The 22,068-nt window shown below is 66.9% G+C and carries 19 protein-coding genes; 5 read left to right on the top strand and 14 right to left on the bottom strand.

Annotation, left to right across the window (positions count from 1 at the left end; all coding sequences use genetic code 11):
- Positions 1 to 47: 47 nt before the first annotated feature.
- The 5 genes from AC1ME3_RS08415 to AC1ME3_RS08395 form a co-directional block, all read right to left on the bottom strand.
- A complete protein-coding gene (locus AC1ME3_RS08415) occupies positions 48 to 1,337 on the bottom strand; it encodes an adenylosuccinate synthase (protein WP_056061123.1) in 1,290 nt (429 codons plus the stop codon).
- Positions 1,338 to 1,367: 30 nt separating this feature from the next.
- The gene (locus AC1ME3_RS08410; RefSeq protein WP_480955616.1) at positions 1,368 to 2,468 is read right to left on the bottom strand and encodes an ATP phosphoribosyltransferase regulatory subunit; all 1,101 of its coding nucleotides are present in this window, start codon (positions 2,466 to 2,468) and stop codon (positions 1,368 to 1,370) included.
- On the bottom strand, positions 2,465 to 2,848 hold the full coding sequence (locus AC1ME3_RS08405) for an endonuclease domain-containing protein (protein ID WP_480955615.1): 384 nt from the start codon (positions 2,846 to 2,848) through the stop codon (positions 2,465 to 2,467). Before AC1ME3_RS08405 ends, AC1ME3_RS08410 begins: the two co-directional genes overlap by 4 nt.
- 127 nt (positions 2,849 to 2,975) lie before the next feature.
- On the bottom strand, positions 2,976 to 4,553 hold the full coding sequence (gene serA, locus AC1ME3_RS08400) for a phosphoglycerate dehydrogenase (RefSeq protein WP_480955614.1): 1,578 nt from the start codon (positions 4,551 to 4,553) through the stop codon (positions 2,976 to 2,978).
- Between the two features lie 126 nt (positions 4,554 to 4,679).
- A complete protein-coding gene (locus AC1ME3_RS08395) occupies positions 4,680 to 5,834 on the bottom strand; it encodes a phosphoserine transaminase (protein WP_480955613.1) in 1,155 nt (384 codons plus the stop codon).
- Positions 5,835 to 6,068: 234 nt separating this feature from the next.
- On the opposite strand from AC1ME3_RS08395, the gene AC1ME3_RS08390 reads away from it, so the two are divergent.
- The gene (locus AC1ME3_RS08390) at positions 6,069 to 6,722 is read left to right on the top strand and encodes an extensin family protein (RefSeq protein ID WP_480955612.1); all 654 of its coding nucleotides are present in this window, start codon (positions 6,069 to 6,071) and stop codon (positions 6,720 to 6,722) included.
- A 46-nt stretch (positions 6,723 to 6,768) separates the two neighbouring features.
- Positions 6,769 to 7,653, top strand: coding sequence for an LOG family protein (locus AC1ME3_RS08385; protein ID WP_056484830.1), 885 nt, complete (start codon positions 6,769 to 6,771; stop codon positions 7,651 to 7,653).
- A 141-nt stretch (positions 7,654 to 7,794) separates the two neighbouring features.
- Here AC1ME3_RS08385 and AC1ME3_RS08380 read toward each other — a convergent pair whose 3' ends face one another.
- Positions 7,795 to 8,514 (bottom strand): c-type cytochrome, encoded by a 720-nt coding sequence (locus tag AC1ME3_RS08380; protein WP_056061807.1) that lies wholly within the window; start codon positions 8,512 to 8,514, stop codon positions 7,795 to 7,797.
- 146 nt (positions 8,515 to 8,660) lie between these two features.
- On the opposite strand from AC1ME3_RS08380, the gene AC1ME3_RS08375 reads away from it, so the two are divergent.
- Positions 8,661 to 9,563 carry a prephenate dehydratase gene (locus tag AC1ME3_RS08375; protein ID WP_480955611.1) on the top strand — a complete coding sequence of 301 codons (903 nt, stop codon included), beginning with the start codon at positions 8,661 to 8,663 and terminating at the stop codon, positions 9,561 to 9,563.
- Positions 9,564 to 9,706: 143 nt separating this feature from the next.
- Here the strand turns inward: AC1ME3_RS08375 and AC1ME3_RS08370 are convergent, their stop codons facing one another.
- From AC1ME3_RS08370 to AC1ME3_RS08360, 3 genes are all read right to left on the bottom strand, one after another.
- Positions 9,707 to 11,017, bottom strand: coding sequence for a sensor histidine kinase (locus AC1ME3_RS08370; RefSeq protein WP_056485281.1), 1,311 nt, complete (start codon positions 11,015 to 11,017; stop codon positions 9,707 to 9,709).
- Between the two features lie 97 nt (positions 11,018 to 11,114).
- Positions 11,115 to 11,780 carry a response regulator transcription factor gene (locus tag AC1ME3_RS08365; protein ID WP_055881618.1) on the bottom strand — a complete coding sequence of 222 codons (666 nt, stop codon included), beginning with the start codon at positions 11,778 to 11,780 and terminating at the stop codon, positions 11,115 to 11,117.
- A 23-nt stretch (positions 11,781 to 11,803) separates the two neighbouring features.
- Positions 11,804 to 12,118: a hypothetical protein gene (locus tag AC1ME3_RS08360; RefSeq protein ID WP_480955610.1), complete on the bottom strand. Its 315-nt coding sequence runs from the start codon at positions 12,116 to 12,118 to the stop codon at positions 11,804 to 11,806.
- A gap of 111 nt (positions 12,119 to 12,229) precedes the next feature.
- Here AC1ME3_RS08360 and AC1ME3_RS08355 point away from each other — a divergent pair, with 111 nt between their 5' ends.
- Positions 12,230 to 14,020: an ABC-F family ATP-binding cassette domain-containing protein gene (locus AC1ME3_RS08355; RefSeq protein WP_480955609.1), complete on the top strand. Its 1,791-nt coding sequence runs from the start codon at positions 12,230 to 12,232 to the stop codon at positions 14,018 to 14,020.
- 80 nt (positions 14,021 to 14,100) lie between these two features.
- Entirely contained in the window at positions 14,101 to 14,337 is a 237-nt protein-coding gene (locus AC1ME3_RS08350) for a hypothetical protein (RefSeq protein ID WP_480955608.1), read from the top strand.
- Positions 14,338 to 14,381: 44 nt separating this feature from the next.
- Here AC1ME3_RS08350 and AC1ME3_RS08345 read toward each other — a convergent pair whose 3' ends face one another.
- From AC1ME3_RS08345 to AC1ME3_RS08325, 5 genes are all read right to left on the bottom strand, one after another.
- A complete protein-coding gene (locus tag AC1ME3_RS08345; RefSeq protein WP_480955607.1) occupies positions 14,382 to 15,185 on the bottom strand; it encodes a DUF815 domain-containing protein in 804 nt (267 codons plus the stop codon).
- A gap of 62 nt (positions 15,186 to 15,247) precedes the next feature.
- Positions 15,248 to 17,191 (bottom strand): tetratricopeptide repeat protein, encoded by a 1,944-nt coding sequence (locus tag AC1ME3_RS08340; RefSeq protein WP_480955606.1) that lies wholly within the window; start codon positions 17,189 to 17,191, stop codon positions 15,248 to 15,250.
- Positions 17,192 to 17,261: 70 nt separating this feature from the next.
- Positions 17,262 to 18,620: a PEP-CTERM-box response regulator transcription factor gene (prsR, locus tag AC1ME3_RS08335; protein ID WP_480955605.1), complete on the bottom strand. Its 1,359-nt coding sequence runs from the start codon at positions 18,618 to 18,620 to the stop codon at positions 17,262 to 17,264.
- A complete protein-coding gene (gene prsK / locus AC1ME3_RS08330; RefSeq protein ID WP_480955604.1) occupies positions 18,617 to 20,656 on the bottom strand; it encodes an XrtA/PEP-CTERM system histidine kinase PrsK in 2,040 nt (679 codons plus the stop codon). The genes prsR and prsK overlap by 4 nt, the downstream gene beginning before the upstream one ends.
- 19 nt (positions 20,657 to 20,675) lie before the next feature.
- Positions 20,676 to 22,064 (bottom strand): TIGR03013 family XrtA/PEP-CTERM system glycosyltransferase, encoded by a 1,389-nt coding sequence (locus AC1ME3_RS08325; RefSeq protein ID WP_480955603.1) that lies wholly within the window; start codon positions 22,062 to 22,064, stop codon positions 20,676 to 20,678.
- Between the last annotated feature and the right edge of the window lie 4 nt (positions 22,065 to 22,068).

Genomic DNA, 22,068 nt, shown 5'->3' with positions numbered 1-22,068 from the left:
GTAAATGAAAAGCCGGGCGAGCGATCGCCCGGCTTTTTCGTGTCTGCTCAGTCCGAGAATGGATCGCGAACTAGGATCGTGTCGGCACGCTGCGGGCTGGTCGACACCAACGTCACCGGGCAGCGAATCAACTCCTCGATCCGGCGGATATACTTGATCGCCTGCGCGGGCAGGTCGGCCCAGCTGCGCGCACCGGCAGTCGTCTCCTGCCAGCCTTCCATCGTCTCATAAATCGGCTCGACCAGCGCCTGGTCCGCCGCATGTGCCGGGAAGTAATCAAGCGTCTCGCCGCGCAGCTTGTAGCCGGTACAGATCGACACGGTCTCGAACCCGTCGAGCACGTCGATCTTGGTCAGCGCGATCCCGGTGATGCCACCGACCGCCGCCGCCTGGCGCACGAGCACCGCGTCGAACCAGCCGCAGCGACGCTTCCGCCCGGTGACCGTCCCAAACTCATGCCCGCGTACGCCCAAGCGCTCGCCCGTCTCGTTCTCGAGCTCGGTCGGGAAAGGCCCCGAACCAACGCGTGTCGTGTAAGCCTTGGCAATCCCGAGCACGAAGCCCACCGCCGACGGTCCAAGGCCCGAACCACCGGCGGCTGCGCCTGCGATGGTGTTGGACGAGGTCACGAACGGATACGTGCCGTGATCGACGTCGAGCAGCACGCCCTGCGCGCCCTCGAACAGAATCCGCTTGCCGGCCGAGCGCGCGGCATTGAGATCGCGCCAGACGGGCTTGGCGAACGGAAGGACGAAACCGGCGATCTCGCGCAATTCGGCAATCAGGCGCGCGCGGTCGATCGGCGGCTCGCCGAACCCTGCGCGAAGTGCGTCATGATGCGCGGTAAGGCGATCGAGCTGCGGCCCAAGATCGTCGAGGTGCGCGAGATCGCACACGCGGATCGCGCGGCGGCCGACCTTGTCCTCATACGCAGGCCCGATGCCGCGGCGAGTGGTGCCGATCTTGCCAGCGCCACTCGCGTCCTCGCGCAAACCATCGAGATCGCGGTGGAACGGCAGGATCAGCGCACACGTATCAGCGATCCGCAGCGTCTCCGGCGTCGCGACGACGCCCTGTGCGCCGAGCCGCGCGATCTCGTCCTTCAGCGCCCAAGGATCGAGCACCACGCCGTTGCCGATGAACGACGGCGTCCCGCGCACGATGCCCGACGGCAGCAGCGACAACTTGTACACATTATCGCCGACGACCAGCGTGTGGCCGGCATTGTGGCCGCCCTGGAACCGCACGACCATGTCGGCACGCTCGGCGAGCCAGTCGACGATCTTGCCCTTGCCTTCGTCGCCCCATTGCGCGCCGATGACTGCTACGTTGGCCAAACTCTATCTCCTGAGGATTACGCGCAGCGCCTACAGCGCGCGGGGCTCGCCTGCTACCCATAGATGCGTGCAGACTTGTGCTTCGGGGGTGTCGCCGGCGTCGAGTGCGGCGACGGTAACCCAGCCTTGCGCGCGCATCGCTGCGCCTTCGCTGGCGGGCGTACCGAACGGGAGGAAGAGGCGGCGACGGTCGACGGTGGCGACGCGCTCGACCAAGGCGTCGGCGAACAGCGAGAAGCCCGTCGCGGCTTCCTCGGCACCGTTCTCGTGGACGATGGTGTAGGTGCCACCGCGGCCGACTTCGCGTGCGCTACCGTCGGCGAAGAGCGAGAAGCCGAGCCAGCTCTGGTATTCGAACCCGTGCCGCTCGGTCGGGTCGAGCGTCAGCGCAACGCGGCCGTCAATCGCTTCAGCAATGCGCGCGAGACCGTCGAGACGCGAAGCCAGCGCACCGGTCGTGTCGAACCTACGAAGGCGGTCCATCGCCTGGTCGAACGGCCCTGCGGCTTCGATCAGGGGGAGGTAGGCGGGCGCGAGTGCGGCGACAGCGCCGGCGTCCTTCGCGTCGAGCCGATCGCGCAAGGTGGCGACCAGGTCATCCGCGACGGGGAGCGGGCCAGCGGCGAGCGTCGGCACCAGGTCGGGCAGCGTAAAGTCGATCGATGCGCCGGTAACATCGGCGGCGGCAATCATGTCGACCGCGACCGCGACGAGCTCCTGTGCCGCAGCGACCGAGTCGAGCCCGATGAGTTCGCAGCCGATCTGCCGGGTCTCGCGCGCGGGCGCGAGCTGCGATGCGCGCAGTTTGAGGACAGAGCCAGCGTAGCTCAGCCGAACCGGCCGAGGGTGATGCCCCATCCGCGTGGCGGCGATCCGCGCGACCTGTGCGGTGATGTCGGGGCGGATCGCCAGCGTGCGCTGCGACACCGGATCCACGAAGCGCACTGCGTCGTGCAGCCCGCCGGCTTTGAGGCGCATCTCCAGCCCATCGGCAAATTCGGCGAGCGGCGGATCGACGCGCTCGTAGCCGTGGAGACGCGCTGCTTCGAGCACGCGGGCCTCCAGCGCCGCGGCCGAATCGGCGAACGGCGGGAGGCGATCTCGGAAACCTTCGGGGAGGAGTGCGGTCACTGCTCCCTCTCCCCTGCGGGGAGAGGGTCGGGGTGAGGGGCTGCCACAAGCGCAGCAGATATGACCTGCCAGACCCCGTCCATTTCGGACATGATGTCGGCGTTGCTGAACCGTATCACGCGATATCCCTGTCTTTGGAGCCAATCCGTTCGGCTTGCGTCGCGCGCTTGGTCACTATGCGTATCGCCGTCAACCTCGATGACGAGTTTCGCGTCGCGTGCGCAGTAGTCGGCGATGTAGGGGCCGATGACGAACTGGCGGGTGAATTTGGTGTTGGCGATCTGCCGGTTACGGAGATGGCGCCAGAGTTTCGCTTCTGCCGGAGTGGGATCGCGCCGCATCCGCTTTGCGCGATCGAGAAGTAGGTCGTCGACCTTCACTGCTCCCTCTCCCCCTTCCGGGGAGAGGGTCGGGGTGAGGGGCGCCGCGAGCGATGCCCCTCCCAACTACCCCTCACCCAACCCTCTCCCCGGAGGGGAGAGGGCTTAAGCAAGAAGCCTAACAGGCTTAGAAGTTGAGGCCCATCGCGGTCTTCACGCCGGGGAGCGCGCGGACATTCGTCAGCAGCTCCGGCGTTACCGCTTCGTCAACGGAGAGCAGCAGCACCGCCTCGCCCCCAGCCGAACGCCGCCCAAGATGGAACGTCCCGATATTCACCCCAGCCTCGCCAAGAGCCGTCCCAAGACGACCGATGAACCCCGGCGCATCCTCGTTGACGACGTACAGCATCGGCCCGGCGAGATCGGCCTCGATCTTGATCCCCAGCAGTTCCACCAACCGCGGCGCCGAATCGCCGAACAGTGTCCCCGCAACAGACCGCTCGCCATCCTCGGTCTTCACCGAAACGCGGAGCAGCGTATGGTAATCCGCCTCACGCTCGGTGCGGACCTCGCGAACCTCAAGACCACGCTCGCGTGCCAATACAGGCGCGTTGACCATGTTGACCGTCGCGGTCTGCGTCTGGAGATAGCCGGCGAGCACCGCACTCACGATCGGCTTCGCGTTCAGGTCGGCCGCCGCGCCCTCGGTATGCACCGAAATCCGCGACACAGCGCCGGTCGTCAGCTGACCGACCAGCGACCCAAGCTTCTCCGCCAGCGCCATGTACGGCTTCAACTTCGGCGCTTCCTCGGCCGACAGCGACGGCATGTTGAGCGCGTTGGTGACGCCGCCCGACATCAGGAAATCGGCCATCTGCTCGGCGACCTGGATCGCGACGTTGACCTGCGCCTCGGTCGTCGACGCGCCGAGATGCGGCGTGCTGATGAAGTTCGGCGTGTTGAACAGCGGCGAGGCCTTGGCAGGCTCCTCGACGAACACGTCGAGCGCGGCGCCGCCGACCTGCCCCGAATCGAGCGCCGCCTTCAGCGCGACCTCGTCGATCAGGCCGCCGCGCGCGCAGTTGATGATGCGGACACCCTTCTTGGTCTTGGCGAGCGCCTCGGCCGAGAGGATGTTGCGCGTCTGGTCGGTCAGCGGCGTGTGCAGCGTGATGAAGTCGGCGCGCGCGAGCAGTTCGTCGAGCGTGACCTTCTCGACGCCGATCTCGATCGCGCGCTCGGGCGTCAGGAACGGATCGAACGCGACGACCTTCATCTTCAGGCCGCGCGCACGGTCGGCGACGATCGAGCCGATATTGCCCGCACCGATCAGGCCGAGCGTCTTCGACGTCAGCTCGACGCCCATGAAGCGGTTCTTCTCCCACTTGCCGGCCTGCGTCGACGCGTCAGCTTCCGGGAGTTGCCGGGCGAGCGCGAACATCAGCGCGATCGCGTGCTCGGCGGTGGTGATCGAGTTGCCGAACGGCGTGTTCATCACGACTACGCCCTTCGCCGACGCGGCGGGGATGTCGACGTTATCTACGCCGATGCCGGCGCGGCCGACGACCTTCAGGTTGGTGGCGTGCTCGAGGATTTCCTTGGTCACCTTGGTCGAGCTGCGGATCGCGAGGCCGTCATACTCGCCGATGATCGCGATCAGTTCGGCAGGCGTCTTGCCGGTGATCTCGTCGACCTCGACGCCGCGCTCGCGGAAGATCTGCGCCGCACGAGGATCCATTTTGTCGGAGATGAGGACTTTAGGCATGGGATTTCTTTCTTCTCCCTCTCCCCTCCGGGGAGAGGGTCGGGGTGAGGGGTGGTACGGGGAGGTGGCGTGCGTGGCAGCCCCTCACCCCAGCCCTCTCCCCGAAGGGGAGAGGAAGCGAGAATATTAAGCCGCCTTGGCGGTCGCGTAGGCCCAGTCGAGCCAGGGACCGAGCGCTTCGATATCGGCGGTGTCGACGGTCGCGCCGCACCAGATACGAAGCCCCGGAGGCGCGTCGCGGTAACCCGCCACGTCATACGCAGCCCCCGCCTTCTCCAGCGCCGAGGCCATCGCCTTGATCAACGCCTCGTCCGCACCCTCGACCGTCAGGCACACGCTGGTCTTCGACCGCGTCGCCGGATCGACCGCCAGATGCCCGAGCCAGTCGCGCTCCGCCACGATCTTGTCCAACGCCGCCGCATTCGCATCCGAGCGCTTGATCAGACCGTCCTCGCCGAGCGACTTCGCCCATTCGAGGCTGAAGATCGCATCTTCGACAGCCAGCATCGACGGCGTGTTGATCGTCTCGCCCTTGAACACGCCCTCGGTGAGCTTGCCCTTCGAGACGAGGCGGAACACCTTCGGCAGCGGCCAAGCCGGTGTGTACGTCTCGAGCCGCTCGACAGCGCACGGCCCAAGGATCAGCACGCCGTGCGCGCCCTCGCCGCCGAGCACCTTCTGCCACGAGAAGGTCGCCACATCGATCTTCGTCCAGTCGATGTCGTAGGCGAACACGCCGGACGTCGCATCGGCGAACGAGAGCCCCTCGCGGTCGTCGGGGATCCAGTCGGCATTCGGCACGCGCACGCCGCTGGTGGTGCCGTTCCACGTGAACAGCACGTCGTTCGACCAGTCGACCGCATCCAGATCGGGCAGCTGGCCGTAATCGGCGCGCACCACCGTGGGGTCGATCTTGAGCTGCTTGACCGCGTCCGTGACCCAGCCCTCGCCGAAGCTTTCCCACGCGAGCGCGGTGACGGGCTTCGCGCCCAGCATCGTCCACATCGCCATCTCGTACGCGCCGGTGTCGGATCCGGGGACGATGCCGATGCGGTGCGTATCGGGGAGCTTGAGCAGTTCGCGCATCAGGTCGATGCTGTACTGGAGGCGGGTCTTGCCGATCTTCGAGCGATGCGAGCGACCGAGCGATGCGGTGGCAAGCTTGTCCGCGGACCAACCCGGAGGTTTCGCGCAGGGACCGGAGCTGAAAAAGGGACGCGCCGGCTTCGTAGCGGGCAGCGTAGGCGCACCTGTAGCGGGTGCGTAGGTCGTATCAGTCATGTATCTCTCCTCACAGAGAGCACGCGCGGCGTTGGGACCGCGTGGCCCGTCGCCGGCCCTAACGGCGTCCGCGGGCGTGTCAACCGCGTTCGATTGCAAGCGCGCGGCGGCGGGACTCGCCCCACCGTGCGCCAAACTCGCTCCGTCACCCCGGGCTTGTCCCGCGCTTCACCGTGCCGCACGGCCTTAGGCATGGGGGACAAGACGATGAGTGGATGCCGGAACAGGCCCGGCATGACGGAGTGGGTGGTAGTAGCGACTCTCGCACTGACTTTAGCCGGCTGCGGACGTGCCGATCGCCCCACGGCACCGACCAAGACCCGCCCCAACCTCTCAGTCCCAAGCAACCGCGAAACCGCGCAGTGTCTCGCCGACCTGCGCCAACTCCACGTCTCGTTCCAGGTCCTGCCCGACCGCGAAACGGGGCCGGGCTGTGGGCTCAACGGCACCGTGAAGCTGGTCGATATCGGCGTCCCCGTCGCCAACCTCACCGCGGTCCGCTGCGGCGCAGCGCGCGCGTTCATCGGCTGGACGCGCAACGCGGTCGCACCGGCCGCGTATCAGATGCTGGGCAGCGAACTCGCGCGGATCGACAGCATGGGGAGCTACGCCTGCCGCAACGTGGTCGGCTCCGCAGGCAACACCAGCCGCCGCTCGGGCCACGCGATCGCCAACGCGATCGACGTCGGCGGGTTCGTACTGAAGGACGGGCGGCGAATCACCGTGCTCAACGACTGGAACTCGTCCGACCCGCAGGTCCGCCAATTCCTCCAGACGATCCGCGCGTCGGCATGCAAGCGGTTCGGCACGGTGCTCAGCCCCGACTACAACGCCGCCCACCGCAACCACCTCCATCTCGAAGACGATCACGCCAATTTCTGCCGCTAGCGCACCGCTCTAGCCCTCCCCTCGCGTTTCCTCTAATCGCGCCTGAATGACCGATACACGAGTACCATCGCGCGTTTTTCCGAACGCCAGCCAGGATGCCGAGTCCGCCCGCGACTCCGTTTCCACACCCCAGACGCAGCACCCGCATTACCGGCTCGCCTTCCAGGACATGGATTTCCTGTTGCGCGAAGACCTTCGGCCGGTGCGGTTCCAGCTCGAACTGCTGAAGACCGAACTCGTCCTCGACGAGGCGAAGATCGGCTCGACGTTCGTATTCTACGGCTCCGCGCGCATTCCCGAGCCGTCGAAGGCGCAGGCGCTGCTGAAGCTCGCCACCGACGAGAAGTCGAAGAAGATCGCCGAGCGGCTGGTCGAGAAGTCGAAATATTACGACGTCGCGCGTGAGCTGGCGGCCAAGGTCAGCGTCCTGCCGCGCGACGAGCGGGGCTGGCGGCAGTTCGTGGTGTGTTCGGGTGGCGGTCCGTCGATCATGGAAGCCGCCAACCGCGGTGCTGACGACGTCGGCGCCGAGTCGATCGGGCTGAACATCGTCCTGCCGCACGAGCAGGCGCCGAACCCGTACGTCACGCCGTCGCTGTCGGTGCAGTTCCACTATTTCGCGCTCAGGAAGATGCACTTCCTGCTCCACGCCCGGGCGCTGGCGGCGTTTCCGGGTGGGTTCGGGACGTTCGACGAGCTATTCGAACTGCTGACGCTGATCCAAACGGGCAAGATCCAGCCGATCCCGGTGTTGCTGTTTGGCCGCCAGTTCTGGGAGCGGGTCGTGAATTTCGATGCGCTGGTCGAGGAAGGCGTCGTCAGCGAGAAGGACCTGGGAATCTTCCGCTATGTCGAGACCGCGGACGAGGCCTGGGACGCGGTGCAGTCGTTCTATCGCGAGCGTGCCGAGAAGGAAGCGGCCGAGGGCTGAGCTTTCCCGGGGGGAAGTACTCCTCTTCTCCCTCTCCCCCTTCTGGGGAGAGGGTCGGGGTGAGGGGCAGCCAAGCAATGCTCCACCTGGAACAGCCCCTCACCCCAGCCCTCTCCCCGCAGGGGAGAGGGAGCAGGAAGATTACTTCTCCGAGCGGGCGCCCTTACGGGCTGCTTCCGGATCCACCGACGGCGCGCCCGAGGCCGGCGTTCCGGTATTCGCGATATCCGCAGTCGGCGCGCCCTTGGTCGCAGCCGCTTCCGCCGCATTCGCCGTCGCAGGCTGATCCTTAGCCGCAGCATCCTTGGCCGCCGCCGGAGCAGCACCAGCCGCAGGCGCCGCCGGCAACGGCAGGTTCGAGCCCTGCTGGTTCAGATACAGGATCACGTTCGCCCGGTCCTGCGCATTGCCAAGCCCCGCAAACGTCATCTTCGTCCCCGGCGCGAACTTGCGCGGCGAGGTCAGCCAGGCGTTCAGCTTGTCGAAGTCCCACTTGCCGCCGATCCCGGCCAGCGCCGACGAGAAGGCGTACCCGGCCTTGCCCTTGGCGATTTCCTCGCCGACCGTGCCGTACAGGTTCGGGCCGACGCCGTTCGCGCCGCCCTGGTTGATGGTGTGGCAGGCGGCGCACTTCTTGAACACTTCGGCGCCCTTGGCGGCGTCGGCGGTCGGCAGCAGCGAGGCGATCGGCACTTCGGCGGCCGCACCCTCGCCGCCCTCGGCAACGACGCCCTCGATCGCATAGCCCATCTTCTCGGGGCGCTCGCCGTGGAACATCATCCCGCCGACGATCGACAGCCCGAGCGCCGCACCACAGCCTGCGAGCACCCAGCCGGCGATCGTATTGGTCCGATTGTCCATCTTGTGCATCCGCCCTGTTCTGTTTGGGATAGCCATAGAAAACGCGAGCGCGCACCGCAAGCCGCGCTTGAAGGGCGGGTGAATGGCGGGCGGCGGCGCTTTACGCGGCTTGAACAGGCAGGCAGCGCGCTTTAGGCGCTCGGCGCATGGAAAACTTCGCCGCACCCGCCCGCCCGATCGTCGCGCGGATGACCGACGCCGCCGCCGCCGAGCCCGCGCGCGCCGTCGCGTTCCAGGGTGCACCGGGCGCGAACAGCCACGTCGCCGCGGTCGAGGCGTTCCCCGACGGCCTGCCCCTGCCCTGTTTCGATTTCTCCGACGCGATCGACGCGGTGAAGGACGGCCGCGCCGATTGCGCGATCATCCCGATCGAGAATTCGCTGCATGGCCGCGTCGCCGACATCCATTTCCTGCTCCCCGAATCGGGGCTGGTGATCACCGGCGAGCATTTCCTGCCTATCCGCCATGCGCTGATGGCCTGCGGCCCGCGCGACGGCATCCGCAAGGCGATGAGCCATCCGCAGGCTCTCGGCCAATGCCGGCACTGGCTGAAGGCGCACGGGATCGAGCCGGTGAGCTATCCCGATACGGCTGGCGCAGCGGCGGTGGTAGCGGAGTTGGGCGACCCGGCGATCGCCGCACTTGCGCCGCCTGCCGCGGCGGGGCTGTATGGCCTCGACCTGCTCGCGACCGACATCGCCGATGCGGACCACAACACGACACGGTTCGTCGTGCTGGCACGCGGCGGCAAGCCTCCCGCGGCGCAGGAACCGGTTGGCGGCGAATGGATGACGACGCTGATCTTCGAGGTCAGGAACGTCCCCGCCGCGCTATACAAGGCGGTCGGCGGCTTCGCGACAAACGGCGTGAACATTACCAAGCTGGAAAGCTACCAGCGCAACGGCAGCTTCTCCGCGACGGAATTCTATGCGGACGTGGTCGGCAAGCCGGGCGACGCGAACCTCGACCACGCGATGGAGGAACTGGGGTTCCATTCGAAATGGCTGCGCGTGCTGGGCACGTATCGCCAGGCGCGATCGCGGGGGTGATGTGACACTGATCCTCCCCCGCTAGGGGGAGGTGGCTGGCCCTTGCCAGACGGAGGGGGAGGCAGAGGACAACGTGTGTTCCGTGTCCTCCCCCTCAGTCGCTTCGCGCCACCTCCCCCTTGCGGGGGAGGATCGAAACGGCGTCAGTTAGCCGCGGGCAACCGCAACCGGACCAGCAACCCACCCAGGTCCTCGCTCTCCTCAAGCGCAACCGTCCCCTCGTAGATCTCCGCGACATCGCGCACGATCGCGAGCCCGAGCCCCGTCCCCGGCTTGCCCGTGTCCAGCCGCACACCGCGATCAAAGATCCGCACCCGCTCCTCTTCCGGAATGCCGACCCCGTCGTCCTCGACCAGGAACTCGACGAACCCTGACTGCGCACCGACCGTCACGAACACGCTGCCGCCACCATATTTCGCCGCGTTCTCGATCAGGTTGCCGAGCATCTCGTCGAGATCCTGCCGCTCGACATGGACCTGCAACCCGCGCGGCCCGGTCACGTCGATGCGCACATGCCGGTAAAGCCGACCGACAGCCCGCTCGACCGACTCCAGGCTCGGCCAAACATCCGCACGGCTATGCGCAGACCCACGCCGCCCGACCGCCCGCGCCCGCGCGAGGTGATGGTCGACCTGCCGCCGCATCGTCCGAGCCTCACGGATGACCGTGTCGGCGAGGTCGTCCGACTGCGCCGTCGCCGCGTTCATGATCACCGTCAGCGGCGTCTTCAGCGCATGCGCAAGGTTGCCCGCGTGGCGCCGCGCTTCCTCCGCCTGGCGCTCGTTATGCTCGATCAGCGCGTTCAGTTCCTCGACCATCGGCGCGACCTCGACCGGCATCGCACTCGACACGCGGTTAGACTGCCCCGCGCGCATACGGGCGATCTCCTCGCGCACACGGCGCAGCGGCCACAGCCCATAGAACGTCTGCAGCGCCGCCATCACGATCAGCCCGAGCGCGAGCAACGCGAAGCTGCGCACGAGCGTCCGCCGCAACGTCGTGATCTGCGCATCGAGCCCGTCGCGGCTCTGCGCCACCTGGAACCGCCAATGCACCTTCGACCCGGGGATCACCGCGTCCCGCTCGACCACGCGCAGCTTCTCGTCCGGAAATTGCGTGCTGTCATAGAAATGCGCGTTGCGGTCGTCATGCGTCCCGCCGAACGCGAGCCGGCGATCCCATAGCGAACGTGACGGGAAATCCTCGCGACCCTTGCCCGACACCTGCCAGTACAGCCCCGAATACGGCTCGACGAACCGCTGGTCGGCCGCCGCCTCGCGCGAGAAGATCACCTCGCCGTCAGGGCCGATCTCGGACGAATTGAGCAGCGACCGCAGCACATATTCGAGCTGGTCGTCGAAATTGCGCGTCACCGCGGCCGACAGCACCCGGTCGAGCGCGAACCCACCGCCGCTGAGCAGCACGCCGATCCACACCGCCGCGATCAGGATCATCCGCCGCGACAGCGATCCCTTGACCGCGGCGGGCACGCGGATCGGCCCGTCCGCTATCGGCGTGTCTGTGACCGGCGCGCTGTCCATCGTCAGCCGATCAGGCGTCCGGATCTTCGAGGCTGTAGCCGAGCCCGCGAATCGTCGTGATCACGTCCTGGCCAAGCTTCTTGCGGATTCGCGTCACGAACACCTCGATCGTGTTCGAATCCCGGTCGAAGTCCTGATCGTAGATATGTTCGATGAGTTCTGTGCGGCTTACCACCTTGCCCTTGTGATGCAGCAGGTAGCTCAGCAGCTTGTATTCCTGCGCGGTCAGCTTCACCGGCTCGCCGGCGCGCGTCACCTTGCCGCTGCGCGTGTCGAGGCGGATGTCGCCCGCGGTCAGCTCGGACGAGGCATTGCCCGACGCTCGACGGATCAGCGCACGAAGACGCGCGATCAATTCCTCGCTCTGGAACGGCTTGGCGACGTAATCGTCCGCGCCTGCGTCGAGCCCGGCGACCTTATCCGACCAGCTGTCGCGCGCGGTCAGCACCAGCACGGGCATCACCTTGCCCTCCTTGCGCCAGCGATCGAGCACCGTCAGCCCGTCGATCTCCGGCAGGCCGAGATCGAGCACGACCGCGTCGTAATTCTCGGTCGAGCCGAGGAAATGCCCCTCCTCGCCATCGACCGCGAGATCGATCGCGTAGCCGGCCCCTTCCAGGGTATTCTTCAATTGCTGGCCGAGATTCGGCTCGTCCTCAACGATCAGAACGCGCATGATACTCCTCTCGATTGGGGTTTTCAGCGACCCGTGCGGCCGACGATCTGGCCGGTACGGCCATCTACGTCGATCCAGATGACGGTTCCATTGCGCAGGTATTTGAGCGTGTAAATGGCACTGCCCGAATCATAGTCGAAGCCGAGATACTGGGCGTCTCCCATCGTCGGGCGGACGCGCGCCTCGATTTCGCGGACCGAAAGCAGGCGTCCGGTCTTGCGCCCTTCGAACGCGGACATCTGATCGCTGCGGCGCTGATCCGCTCCGGCAACCATAGGAGCAGCACCGATCAACACGGGCGCCGCGGCCAAGGTCGCGAGGAAAAGCAACATCTTCATTGCCGTGGCATAGCCGCCACCCGTTGAACACCCTGTGAATGGTCGCGCTCACACGGTCCTGCGAACAGTGTAACTTGCCTGCATCACCTGCCGCCCCTACGTGGCGGGAACATGGCAGCACCAATCTTAGCATTCGAAGGCCTCGGACTCGTCCAGGGCTCGGGATGGCTCTTTCGCAATCTCGACATCCATATCGGACCGCGCGACCGGCTCGCGCTGATCGGCCGCAACGGCGCCGGCAAGACGACCTTGCTCAAACTGCTCGGCGGCAGCGTCCAGGCGGACGAGGGACGCCGGACAATCGTCCCCGGCACCCGCGTCGTCATCCTCGAGCAGGAACCCGATCTGCGCGGTTTCGCGACGCTGCGCGATTACGTGATGGCGGGCGACGATGCGCCGGTGAACTACGAGGCGGATTCGATCGCCGACCAGCTCGGCATCGACCTGTCACGCGAGGCGGCTTCGGCGTCGGGCGGCGAGCGGCGTCGCGCGGCGATCGTTCGCGCGCTGTCGCAGGATCCCGACGTGCTGCTGCTCGACGAGCCGACCAACCATCTCGACATCGGCGCGATCGAGTGGATCGAGGACTGGCTCAAGCGCTTCCGCGGTGCGTTCGTCGTGATCAGCCATGACCGTACCTTCCTGACTCGGCTCACCAAGCAGACGCTGTGGCTCGATCGCGGCGCGATCCGTCGCGCGGAGATCGGTTTCGGCGGGTTCGAGGCGTGGACCGAGCAGGTCTATGCCGAGGAACAGCGCCAGGCCGAGAAGCTCGACGCGCGGCTCAAGCTGGAAGAGCATTGGCTGCTCCGCGGCGTCACCGGGCGGCGCAAGCGCAACCAGGGGCGCCTGACCAAGCTGCACGAGATGCGCGCCGAACGCGCCTCGATGATCGGGCCGCAAGGCTCGGCCAACCTGACGACCGCGAGCGACGACACGAAGTCGAAGGTCGTGATCGACGCCAAGAACGTCACCAAGGTGTACGGCGACCGCACGATCATCGGCGACTTGACGTTGAGGGTCACCAGAGGTGACCGCATCGGCATCGTCGGCCGCAACGGCGCCGGCAAGTCGACCCTGCTGAAGCTGCTGACCGGCGAGATCCAGCCCGACAGCGGCACGATCAAGCTGGCGCAGACGCTGGATGCGGTGGTGATCGACCAGCAGCGCAGCCTGATGGCGCCCGAGAAGACGGTGCGCGAAGTCGTCGTCGACGGCGGCGAATGGATTGACGTGCTCGGCGTGCGCAAGCACATCCACGGCTATCTGAAGGACTTCCTGTTCGACCCGAACATGGTCGATGCGAAGATCGGCTCGCTGTCGGGTGGCGAGCGCTCGCGATTGTTACTAGCGCGCGAATTCGCCAAGCCGTCGAACCTGCTGGTGCTCGACGAGCCTACCAACGATCTCGATCTCGAGACGCTCGACCTTTTGCAGGAGGTGATCGGCGATTACGACGGCACCGTGCTGATCGTCAGCCATGACCGCGACTTTCTCGACCGCACCGTGACGATCACGCTCGGGCTCGACGGTTCAGGCACGGTCGACGTTGTTGCGGGTGGGTACGAGGATTGGGAAAAGCGCCGCGTGTCGACGACGACCGGCAAGCGTGCGTCGAAGAAGGTCGCGGCCACGGCGCCGGTCGCTACCGCTCCCCGCGCGAAACTGACCTACAAGGACCAGCGCGACTACGAACTGCTGCCCAAGCGAATCGAGGAACTCGACGCGCAAATGGCCGCGGATGCGGTCAAGCTCACCAAGCCAGACCTTTATATGCGGGACAATGCGACGTTCGCGAAGCTTACGAAGGCGATCGAAACCGCACGCGCGGAGAAGGACGCGGCCGAATTACGCTGGCTGGAACTCGCCGAAATGGTCGAAGGCACGTCGATAACAAGCTAGACCGTCGTGAGTTTGCGTTGGAACTCGTTGACAAATGTTGCGTTGCGATGCATGGAACGACGACTATTTTGGAGATATTTATGAAGCTCAAGGCTCTTACCGGCGGCGCTCTTGCCGTTGCAATGATGACCACCTCGGTTGCAGCGTCGGCTGCTCCTGCCAGCCTGTCGGTTGCGAACGCACGCGTTGGCTCGGCAACGTCCGGCAAGAACGAGCTCGCGGGCGGCGGCGGCATCTTCGCCCTCCTGATCGTAGCTGGCGTTGCAGCGATCGGCGTTATCGCCATCGTCAATGACGACAACTCGGACAGCAACTGAGGTTGCCGGGCCGGCGCTTCGCGCGTCGGCCCACCGTTTTAAGATTACAATGCCTTGCCAGCGCGACCGGCTAGATCGACGACATACTGCCACGCGACGCGGCCCGAACGGCTGCCCCGACGTGTAGCCCAACCGATGGCTTCGCCCGGTTCGAACTCCAGATTATGTGTCGCCGCATAGGCCGCAACGATCGCCAGATACCCTTCTTGATCAAGCGCATGGAAGCCCAGGCTCAGGCCGAAGCGATCCGATAGCGCCAGATGATCGTCCGCCGAATCGCGCGGGTTGATCGCACTTTCCTGTTCGGCGATGTCCCGCGGCGCCAGATGACGGCGATTGGCGGTCACCAGCAATCGTACATTGGCAGGCCTAGGTTCCGCCCCACCCTCCAGCATCGAGCGAAGCGCCCGCGCCTCGGCCGGAACGTCGAATCCGAGATCGTCGACGAATACGACGAACGTACGCCTGACCTGCGCCAACGCCGCGAACAGCGTCGGCAGTCCGGCAAGCTCGGTGACCTCAACCAGCGCAATGTCGCCGCCCGAACTCTGCACGTCCGCCACCGCACTTTTAACGAGCGCCGACTTGCCGGTTCCCCGCGCGCCCCACAGCAGGACGTCCTGCGCGGCATGACCCGCCGCGAGATGGCGCAGATTGACCAGCAGCGAGGCCTTCTGTCGATCGACACCGATCAGCATATCCAGCGGCAAAGGCGCAAACCCACGCGCGAGCTGGAGCACCCCACCACGCCAGACGTACGCTGGGTGCGCGCGCGGATCGGCGGCCGGCGGCGGGGGTGGCGACAGGCGCTCGAGTGCGGCGGCGATGCGGTCCAGCGGATCGGTCATGCGCGGCTTCTGACGATACGCCTTCCCAGAGGCAAGGGTTCCGAAGGCAGGACCGGCAGCGTTCAGCCAAGCTGGCGGCGGTGGCTCACGATCACCGCATCGCCCGGCGCGAGTCGCACCGCTTTGTCTAGCAACTGGCGCGCGCCACCGACGTTCCCGCTCGCCGCCAAGGCGATACCGTAGGCATCCGCCGCAGCTGCATTCATCGGCGCGAGACTATACGCAGCGTTACCGTAGCGAACCGCAATGGCGCCGTCGTCGCTACCCGCATAGGCGAGCGCAAGGTCGCTTAATACGCCACCATCCCGGTTGCCGACCCTTCGCCGCACCCCCTCCAGCGTCTCGATCGCCTTGTCCCAATCCCCCGACGCGACCTGCCAATGCCCCAGCAGGCGCAATCCGGTCAGGCTTTGCGGGTTCTGCGACAGATACAGCGCCAGCGAGGTCGCCGCGTCCTGCGGGCGACCGGCGCGCCCAAGCGCATCGACCAGACGCAACATCGTCGGTTCGTCGAAGGACAGATCCGCGGCATGTGCATAGACGCCGGCCGCCTCGGGATAGCGCCCGGCAACAACCAGTGCGTCCCCAAGCGCCAGTTGCGCGGCAGGTGCGCCGGGGCTCGCCGTGACCAGCGCACGCGCCCGAGCAATTGCGCCCGCAGTATCCCCACGCGCGATCTGGCCGCGGATCACCCCCAGCACATAGGTCGGGTCGCTGGACGCGGCATCGGCAACGGCCAACAATGCGCCGACCGAATCGTCCGTACCGAATATCCCCGCGGGCGCCGTCCGCCCCCCCGCCGCACGATCGACGAACTGCGCCGCGGTCGAGGTATCCCCGGTCGCGTCGAACGCTCGCGCGATCACCGTCAGCGCGTAACTGTCCGCATCGGCGCGCAGCCCGATCGGTCGCAGCACGCTAAGCGCGCCCTGCGAGTCCCCAGACCGAAGCAGCGCCGCGCCCAGCAGTCGGCGCGCGGTCACGTTAAGCGGCTGGATCGCGACCAACTGTCGCCACGTCACCGCCGCCTGTTCGAATTTGCCCTGCGCATAGTAGAGACTGCCCGACAGCAGCATCGCACCCGGCAAGCCGGCAACCGCGCCACCGGCTCGCTGCAGCAGCCCGCGCGCCAGATCAGTGCGTCCGGCGCGCGCGGCCGATATCGCCTGAAGGTACAACGCCTGCGGGCTGCCCGGCCGCGCCAGCAGCGCGCGACGCGTCGCCGCCAGCATGTCGGCATTCCGACCCGCCTCGCCCAGCGTCGCCGCATATTCGATCAGCGAGGGGTGATAATAGGCGTCGCGCTGCAACGCCGCCTCGAACCACGGTAGCGCGGCAACGAGCCCGTAGCGGCTGCGGATCACCTCCCCCTGCAACGTCAGCGCCGCAGGTTCGCCCCGCGCCAGCGTCACCGCGCGCGTCGCCGCGACGGACGCGCCACCGACATCGCCCGCCGTCAACCGGATGCGGCCAAGATCCGTCCATGCAGCACCATCGTTCGGCGCCTGCTCGAGCAGCGCCCGAAGCACCGCCTGCGCCTCTACCGGCTTGCCTTGCGACGCCAGCGCCCGTGCCTGGATTCGCGCGGCGTACCCGGCATACCGCGGTTGCGCCTGCGCTGCCTCGTCGATCGCGCCATCGGGGTCGCCCTGCAGCAATCGTGCATGTGCCTGAAGCTGATGCAGGCGATCCGCGGGCAACCCCGCGTCGGTCGCCCGCGCCAGTTCCGCCTCCGCCGCAAGCCCGTCGCCCAGTTCGAGATATGCGCGCGCCAGTACCGCATGCGCGATCCCCAACGTCGGGGCAGCCTTGATCGCGGCCTGCGCGTTGGTCCGCGCGGCACTGTAGTTCCCCGCCGCCAGCGTCGTCAGGCTGTCGACCAGCGACCGGCGCGCATCTGGCCGCGGCGGACGAGTCGCGAGGGCGATCGCGATACCGACGATCAGCAGACACAGGACGCCGATCGCAACCAAGCGTGTGTATCTCGCGGTAACGACGCCGCGCATTTTTAGGCGCCGCCGCCGGTCCCGGCTCAGCAACGGATAACGATGCGTGTGCGTCGCCGCGGATCCGGTCTCAGGCATGGAGATCATAGCTTTTCAGGAGGTCGTACAAAGTCGGACGGCTGATCCCGAGCAACCGCGATGCGCCCGAGATATTGCCGTCGGCTCTCGCCAGCGCCTGGCGGATCGCTTTCCGGTCGGCGAGTTCGCGAGCCGCGCGCAGGTTGAGCGCGGCGGCCTCCTCGCCCTTCCCGTCCAGGTCGAGATCGGTCGCCGTGACGAGCTTGCCGTCGGCCATGATGACCGCGCGCTTGATCCGGTTCTCCAGCTCGCGGACGTTGCCCGGCCAGCCCCAGCCGTCGATCGCGGCGCGCGCATCAGGGGCCAGGCCGGTGACGACGGGGTTCATCGTCCGAGCATAGCGCGTGACGAAGTGCCGCGCGAGCAGCACCGCGTCGCCGGTCCGCTCGGCCAATGTCGGTATCCGCACGACGATCTCCGCGAGCCGGTAATACAGGTCCTCGCGGAACCGCCCGTCCGCGACCATCGCGTCGACGTTCTGGTGCGTTGCGCAGACGATGCGCGTATCGACCGGGATCGCTTTCCGGCCTCCGACGCGTTCGATCACGCGCTCCTGGAGGAACCGCAACAGCTTCACCTGGAGCGCGAGCGGCACGTCGCCGATCTCGTCGAGGAACAGCGTCCCGCCCGCGGCCTGTTCGATCTTGCCCTCGGTCGTCTTCACCGCGCCGGTGAACGCGCCCTTTTCGTGACCAAACAGTTCGCTTTCGAGCAACGTCTCGGGGATCGCCGCGCAGTTGATCGCGACGAAATTCCCCCGCGACCGCGGCGACGCATCGTGCAGCCCACGCGCCAGCAGTTCCTTGCCGGTGCCGCTCGCCCCGAGCAGCATCACCGAGACATTGGCGGGCGCGACCCGCTCCAGCGTGCGCGTGACCACCGCCATCTCGGGCGAAGCGCTGATCAACCCGCCGAACCCGCCCGCGTCCATCCGTGCCGCGAGCCGGCGGTTCTCGGCCTCCAGCTCATGGACGTGAAACGCGCGGCTGACGATCATGCCAAGCGCGTCGATGTCGATCGGCTTGGCATAGAAGTCCCAGGCGCCATCCGCGATCGCCTGCAACGCACTTTCGCGCGCGCCGTGCCCGGAGGCGACGATCACCTTGGTATCCGGCTTCATCGCGAGAATATCGCGCAGGGTCGCAAACCCCTCGGTGACGCCGTCCGGGTCGGGCGGCAGACCGAGATCGAGCGTAACGACCGCGGGCTCATGCGCACGCACCGCATCGAGCGCCTGCGCCCGATCGCTCGCGACGACGATCTCATAGCCCTCATACGCCCAGCGCAATTGCCGTTGCAGCCCGAGGTCGTCCTCGACGATCAGCAGGACGGGGCGCTCGTTTCCGCTCACGCGGCCACCTCCAGCGCCGCGACCGCGGCCAGCAGGATGCGGAAGCGAGTGCCCTCCCCCTCGCGGCTGACGATTTCGAGCGCGCCGCCCATCGCATGTACGAGTTGCCGCGCCTCGAACGCGCCGATCCCGAAGCCGGCGGGTTTGGACGACACGAACGGCTTGAACAGCTGGTCACGGACGAAGCCCGGCGTCATGCCGCAACCATGATCAATCACGTCGATCGCGACCTGCTCGCCGACGGTCTCGACCGAGAGCAGGACAGGCGCGTCCGCACCGCTCGCCTCGACCGCGTTCTGGACGAGCTGCCCCAGCACCTGTTCCAGCCGCGCCGCGTGACCTAGCGCGCAGGCCGGACCGCCGCGCGCGACGATCGGGTGCTGCGCCTTGCGGTCGGTCGCGACTCGCTCGACGATCGCGACGACGTCGAGCGGCTGGAGCGGTTCACCGCGGACGGGCCCGTGCTGCGACAGGCGGGCGAGCAGCGCGTTCATGCGATCGGACGAATCCTTGAGGGTGGCGACCATGTCGACGCGGAAATCGGGGTTGTCGGCGTGCCGCTCGGCGTTGCGCGCGACCAGCGTCAGCTGGCTGACGAGGTTCTTGATGTCGTGCAGGATAAACGCGAACCGGCGGTTGAACTCGTCGAACCGAGCCGCATCCGCCAGCGCTGCATGCGCGCGATCCTCGGCAAGGTAACTCGCCGCCTGCCGGCCAGCGACCCGAAGCAGGTCGAAATCCTCCCAGTCGAGCGCACGGTCGACCGGTGGGCGCGCCAGCACGATCGCGCCAACCAGGGTACCGCCGTGTACCAGCGGCACGATCGCCCACGCCTCGGGACAGTCGCGGAGCCAGTCGGGAACGCTCGCCACGTCGTCACTCATCGCGGTGCCGGCGCGGACGCGGTCCAGTTCGACGATTCGCGCCTCCTGCGCGAGATAGCTCGCCAACCCTTCGTCACGAGGACCATCGGCAGATCCCGCCCAGTTCCACGTCGCGCCCGGCCCCAGCGAAGCTCCATCTGGGACTAGCAACAGGCCTCCGGGCGAGTCGGTCAGGTCGGCGATCGACTTCACGACTCGACAATCGAGCGACTCTGCGCCGGAATCGGGCCGACCCAGCGTATCGGTGAAGCGCTGCCATTCCGCACGGTAGTCATAGCGATGGCGGAACAGATGCTTCGCGACCTTCACCTTGGCCCATGCCCGCAACCACGGCGTCGACAGCAGCGCCACCACCATCGCCGTCGCGCCGAACACGATCGCCGTCTGCGCCACCCGCGCATAGGGTCCGGCGAGACTGGCGACGATGGCGGTCGCTAGCGCGGTGATGCCCATGTAGAGGATCAGCGCGATCGCCGACAACGCGCGCACCGCAATCGGTCGCGACAAGGCGAGCGTCCAGTCGCCGCTGCGATGCACGCCGACGACCAGGAGCGCGGCGACGCCGATCATCGCGACGCCCCGCGCGACGATGACGATCGGCGCTGCCACCGTCGAAGAATAGTCCGAGGCGGACACCAGCAGGTCGACGCTCCACATCGCGGCAAGCGCCAGCATGACCAGCCGGACTCCGCCTCGCGAGGCCGGCGCGGCTTGATACAGATGATGTGTGAGGACGAGTGCGCTCACCGCCCCCATCATGCCGAGCATCGCGCGCGCGGACGCGACCGCAGCGAACGCCTCGTCATGTACGACGGCCATCTCCAGGAACGCCAGCACCGCGGCCGTCGCAGCGAGCGTCATTACCACCAGATACACGGCGTCCAGCGCGCGATTACCCGTGCGATCGCGGCGGACGAGTGCCAGCATGAACCCGAGCCAGGCGACATCGCGAACGCTCGCCGCGACGCGAGTCGCGATGTCCTGCGCCCCGATCCCCGCGACCGCGAGCGCCCAAAGGCTCGTCGCGACCAGTGCCGCCAGCAATGCGCGATGCGGCCAATGCCCGCTCGGCCGCCGCATCTGCCCAAGCGCCACCGCGCCGAACAGCAACGCGGCAAGCGCATGGCTCCACAGGACCAGGGTCGCGATCACGCGCGGTCAGCTACAAAGATCACCGCGCGCCTGCCGGCCACAACACCACGCGGAGCGTCTGCAACAGGATCAGCATGTCGAGGAACGGCGAATAGTTCTTCGCGTAATACAGGTCGTATTCGAGCTTGTGGCGCGCATCCTCGATCGACGCGCCATAGGGATAATTAATCTGCGCCCAGCCGGTGATCCCGGGCTTTACCATATGCCGCTCGGCGTAGAACGGCAGCTGCTCCTCGAGCTGCTGGACGAACTGCGGGCGTTCGGGACGCGGGCCGACGAAGCTCATCTCGCCCTTCAGCACGGTCCAGGTCTGCGGCAGTTCGTCGATCCGCACCTTCCGGATGAAGCGACCGATCCGCGTGATCCGCGGATCGTCCTCCGCCGCCCAGACCGCCTTGCCCGCAACCTCCGCATCCTGTCGCATCGACCGCAGCTTGAGGATATCGAAGCCCTCGTTGTAGAGCCCGACGCGACGCTGGCGATAGAAAGCGGGACCCTTCGACTCGAGCTTGATCGCGATCGCAGTGAGCAGGATGATCGGCAGCGTGACGACCAGAAGCAGCCCGCTGGCGACGATGTCGAACGCGCGCTTGAACACGCTCGACAGCATGCGGCTGGAGGCGAACCCGTCGGAGAAGATCAGCCAGGACGGGTTGACGCTCTTCAGGTCGATGCGTCCCGTCTCGCGTTCGAGGAAGCTCGATATCTCGCTGACCTGCACGCCGGTGGTGCGGACGCGGAGCAGGTCCTTCATCGGCAGCGCGTTGCGGCGTTCGTCGAGCGCTAGCACGACCTCGCTCGCATTCTGGTCGACGATATGCGCGGCAAGATTGGGGATATCGGCGCGCGGCATCGCGCCCAGGACCACCGGGTCCGCCTCGCCCATCAGGACGAATCCCGCGACGACGAAGTTCACGCCGGGTTGTGCAGCCAGCGTCTCGATCCGCGCGGCGCGCGTGCCCGCGCCGAGCACGACGATACGCCGCTTGAACGTCTCGCCGCCGAGCGTCTTGCCGAGCACTGCGCGGACGGTGACCAGCAGGACGGAGGCGATCACCGTCGCGTACAACAGGTTCGATCGCCACAGCGCGAGTGGGGGCACGAGAAAAAAGATCAGCGACAGGAACATCACGCCCAGCGACAGCGCCACCGCCAGCCGCGCGGCGGCAAAGCGTAGCGACAGGAACGACGCGACGCCGTACGCCCCGACCGCGACCAGCGAGACCTGCAATGCAAGCGCGAACGTCAGCAACTGCGCGATCCGGGTGTGAATCGGCCCGACCGCCATGCCGATCTGATGCGCGCGGACGATCCAGCCGATCTCCGCCGACGCGATCAGCAACACCGCATCGACAAGGCCGAGCAGGAGGACTGCATAGGGTACGTAATGCTTGAAGAGCCGTATCATCGTC

The organism is Sphingomonas sp. BL2 (assembly GCF_056680015.1).
Note: the sequence above shows the minus strand (reverse complement) of the source record. Positions and strands in the feature narration are given on the sequence as shown.

Coding starts and splice junctions, on each gene's coding strand:
- serA (WP_480955614.1), bottom strand. CDS start 4,553: ATGCCTAAAGTCCTCATCTCCGACAAAATGGATCCTCGTGCGGCGCAG.
- AC1ME3_RS08395 (WP_480955613.1), bottom strand. CDS start 5,834: ATGACTGATACGACCTACGCACCCGCTACAGGTGCGCCTACGCTGCCC.
- AC1ME3_RS08390 (WP_480955612.1), top strand. CDS start 6,069: ATGACGGAGTGGGTGGTAGTAGCGACTCTCGCACTGACTTTAGCCGGC.
- AC1ME3_RS08385 (WP_056484830.1), top strand. CDS start 6,769: ATGACCGATACACGAGTACCATCGCGCGTTTTTCCGAACGCCAGCCAG.
- AC1ME3_RS08380 (WP_056061807.1), bottom strand. CDS start 8,514: ATGGACAATCGGACCAATACGATCGCCGGCTGGGTGCTCGCAGGCTGT.
- AC1ME3_RS08375 (WP_480955611.1), top strand. CDS start 8,661: ATGGAAAACTTCGCCGCACCCGCCCGCCCGATCGTCGCGCGGATGACC.
- AC1ME3_RS08370 (WP_056485281.1), bottom strand. CDS start 11,017: ATGATCCTGATCGCGGCGGTGTGGATCGGCGTGCTGCTCAGCGGCGGT.
- AC1ME3_RS08365 (WP_055881618.1), bottom strand. CDS start 11,780: ATGCGCGTTCTGATCGTTGAGGACGAGCCGAATCTCGGCCAGCAATTG.
- AC1ME3_RS08360 (WP_480955610.1), bottom strand. CDS start 12,118: ATGAAGATGTTGCTTTTCCTCGCGACCTTGGCCGCGGCGCCCGTGTTG.
- AC1ME3_RS08355 (WP_480955609.1), top strand. CDS start 12,230: ATGGCAGCACCAATCTTAGCATTCGAAGGCCTCGGACTCGTCCAGGGC.
- AC1ME3_RS08350 (WP_480955608.1), top strand. CDS start 14,101: ATGAAGCTCAAGGCTCTTACCGGCGGCGCTCTTGCCGTTGCAATGATG.
- AC1ME3_RS08345 (WP_480955607.1), bottom strand. CDS start 15,185: ATGACCGATCCGCTGGACCGCATCGCCGCCGCACTCGAGCGCCTGTCG.
- AC1ME3_RS08340 (WP_480955606.1), bottom strand. CDS start 17,191: ATGCGCGGCGTCGTTACCGCGAGATACACACGCTTGGTTGCGATCGGC.
- AC1ME3_RS08325 (WP_480955603.1), bottom strand. CDS start 22,064: ATGATACGGCTCTTCAAGCATTACGTACCCTATGCAGTCCTCCTGCTC.